Origin of the sequence: Planococcus sp. CAU13, assembly GCF_000775575.1 — a bacterium.
GTDB lineage: Bacteria > Bacillota > Bacilli > Bacillales_A > Planococcaceae > Planococcus.
Map to the genome: position 1 here is coordinate 1 of NZ_JRGN01000059.1, position 2,832 is coordinate 2,832.

Genomic DNA, 2,832 nt, shown 5'->3' on the forward strand with positions numbered 1-2,832 from the left:
AATAAAGATTTTATTTCTTATGAACTTTTTCGGCTTTGCCGTGTCTAATGTGTAACGAGAGAGAAATGGGGTGTTGGCTGTGGACGAAATGGAAGTCGCCCGAAAAGCGGCGGGAGGCGATGAAGAGGCGTTTGTCGCGCTGATGCAATTACATAAAGAAGCGCTGCTGAGGACGGCTTTGGCTTTCCTGAAAAACGAGCATGATGCACTCGAAGCCCTGCAGGAAACGACGTACCGGGCATATAAGAAAATCGGTTCCCTGAAAGAGCCTGACTATGTGAAAACCTGGCTGATCCGCATCATGATCAACTACTGCCAGGATCAATTAAAGAAAGACAAACGTTACGTGAGAGATGGAAAGTCTGCAGAAACAGCCGTTTTGGATGACCAAACACAGTTTGAGCTGCAGGAAGCGCTGAGCACACTTTCGCCTGCTGAACAGCAATTGATCTACATGAAATATTTCCAGGACGTGAAAATAAAAGACATCGCTGCGCTCGAGCAAATTCCGGAAGGCACCGTAAAATCTAGGCTCCATAAAACTCTGCGGACGCTGCGCAGCCATTTTGAAGGCAAAGGAGAGATGGACCATGTATGAAAAAGAGGAACAGAAATTGACTGATTTCAAAAATCGTCTGGAAAAGATCCCTTTGCCGTTGGAAGCAGCGGACGGCGCGATTCTGCAGGGATTGGAACGTGCCAAACGTGAGAAACTGAAAACGCGGGCCAATCGGAAACGGACGCTTTGGAGTCTGGCGGCAGCGGCTTTGATCATTCTCACACTGGTGACATCAATCCGCGTATCCCCTGCTTTTGCGAATGCGGTGGCTTCGATTCCGGGGATGGAAAGGTTTGTTAATTTAATTCAATATGATAAAGGATTGGAAGCCGTTTTCGAAAATGACTATTACCAGCCGATTGGAGAGTCCCAAACCGTTGGCAATGCGACTTTGACGATTGACGGGGTCATTCTGGATGAGTCCGGGATGAATATTTTCTATACTATTGAGTCTGCGGTTGATATGGATGATATTATTATCAATCCATTAGATTTGGAAAATCAACAGCAAATTCCTCCAGGTGGTATTTCTTGGCACCAATCTGATTTTGAAGAAGGTTCTCCTAGAATATTTAAAGATGTTTTAAGTTATAAATTCTTAGAATCTATTAAATTTGAAAGTTTGGATTTTACACTTCCTATGGAATTTATACTGAACGGTGAAAGCTTTAATTTCTCTATACCATTTACAGTCCCTGAAAATGTTGAACCAAGTATTACTTATGATGTACAAGAACAAGTTGAAGTTGAAGGACAGAAATTTACAGTTGAAGAAGTCATCATTCACCCTTTACGTGTTGGAATCAGGGTTTCATTCGATCCGGACAATACGAAAAAAATCCTGCAATTTGAGGACATCCGTCTGGAAGATGAAAAAGGTGAAACATGGGTTACGATTATGAATGGAACCTCTGCCAGCGGTGACATTGCTGATGGTGAAATTGTATATTATCTGCAAAGTAATTATTTTGAAGCGCCAAAAGAACTTTATCTACGTATTAATAAAATGCAAGCAGTGGATATTGAAGACTCCTACTTCCTAGTGGATACGGATAAGAATTTATTGCTTCACAGTCCGAAAGATGGTCGTTTGGAGTTGATCAAGGCAAACCGTACCGGAATTGAGATGATTTTGAGAAGGGACGATGCGCCAGACCACACATATAGCCTTGATAAGAATGTTACAGATGCCGACGGGGAACCACTGGATCTTACCTCGTCAGGAATATCATCAGGATACGAAGGTAAACAAGATATCAGTATCAGCTTTAAGGATAATGGCTACGCCAACCCTGTCCGAGTCGACTTATTCGCCTACCCCAACTACATCAACGGCGACGTCAAAATTGAATTGAAAAAATAACAGCGTTACAATTATGGGCAGGGACTGCAAAAAAGCTCCCTGCCTCTTTTATTCGAATAAAACGCAATTCAACGCATAGAAATGGAGTGGACGAATGATGGGCAAAACGGCAATCATCACCGGTGCCAGCAGCGGCATCGGGCAGGCAGCAGCAAAAGAATTGGCAGGTCGCGGATTTTCTGTCATGCTGGCGGCGCGGCGAGAAGAACGCCTTGTCGAATTGAAGAAAGAAATCGACGAAGCCGGCGGACAAGCGGCTTACCAGGTGACAGACGTCACATCAGCCGAAGAAATGAAAGCATTGGCGGAAGCGGCGATCGAGCAGTTTGGTCAAATCGATGTCATGCTCAATAATGCAGGCTTGATGCCGCTGTCGTTCATGAATAAATTGAAGATCGACGAATGGGACCGCATGGTCGATGTCAATATCAAAGGCGTATTGTATGGCATCGCCGCAGTGCTTCCGCATATGGAAGAGCGCGGAGAAGGTCATATCATCAACATTTCATCCGTAGCCGGACACGACGTTACACCGGGCAGCGCCGTCTACAGCGGAACGAAATTCGCGGTTCGCGCGATTACGGAAGGCCTGCGTCAGGAACTGGATCCGGCGAAGAATATCCGCGCTACGATTGTGTCACCGGGTGCCGTCACGACAGAACTTACTGAAACGATCACCGATGAAGATATTCTGACGGCGTTTTCGAGCGGCCCTTCGATGGAATTCCTTCAGGCGGAAGATATCGCACGTGCCATTGCATATGCGGTGGAGCAGCCGGCACATGTTGATGTGAATGAAATTCTGATTCGTCCGAGACAGCAGAAATAAAGAATGGCGAGTCCCTCTGGAAATGTGATTTCCGGGGGGGGGTTTTTTGCGGAACGCCCGCAAAAATTTCTAATCGCCCGC

3 protein-coding genes are annotated in these 2,832 nt (G+C 45.8%); all 3 read left to right on the forward strand.

Annotated elements, in window-relative coordinates:
* Positions 1–88: 88 nt before the first annotated feature.
* The 3 genes from KW93_RS02465 (at position 89) to KW93_RS02475 (ending at position 2,751) form a co-directional block, all read left to right on the forward strand.
* On the forward strand, positions 89–598 hold the full coding sequence (locus KW93_RS02465; RefSeq protein WP_033541379.1) for a sigma-70 family RNA polymerase sigma factor: 510 nt from the start codon (positions 89–91) through the stop codon (positions 596–598).
* Positions 591–1,922 (forward strand): DUF4179 domain-containing protein, encoded by a 1,332-nt coding sequence (locus KW93_RS02470; protein WP_033541377.1) that lies wholly within the window; start codon positions 591–593, stop codon positions 1,920–1,922. The genes KW93_RS02465 and KW93_RS02470 overlap by 8 nt, the downstream gene beginning before the upstream one ends.
* Before the next feature lie 97 nt (positions 1,923–2,019).
* On the forward strand, positions 2,020–2,751 hold the full coding sequence (locus KW93_RS02475) for an SDR family oxidoreductase (RefSeq protein ID WP_033541378.1): 732 nt from the start codon (positions 2,020–2,022) through the stop codon (positions 2,749–2,751).
* Positions 2,752–2,832 lie beyond the last annotated feature (81 nt).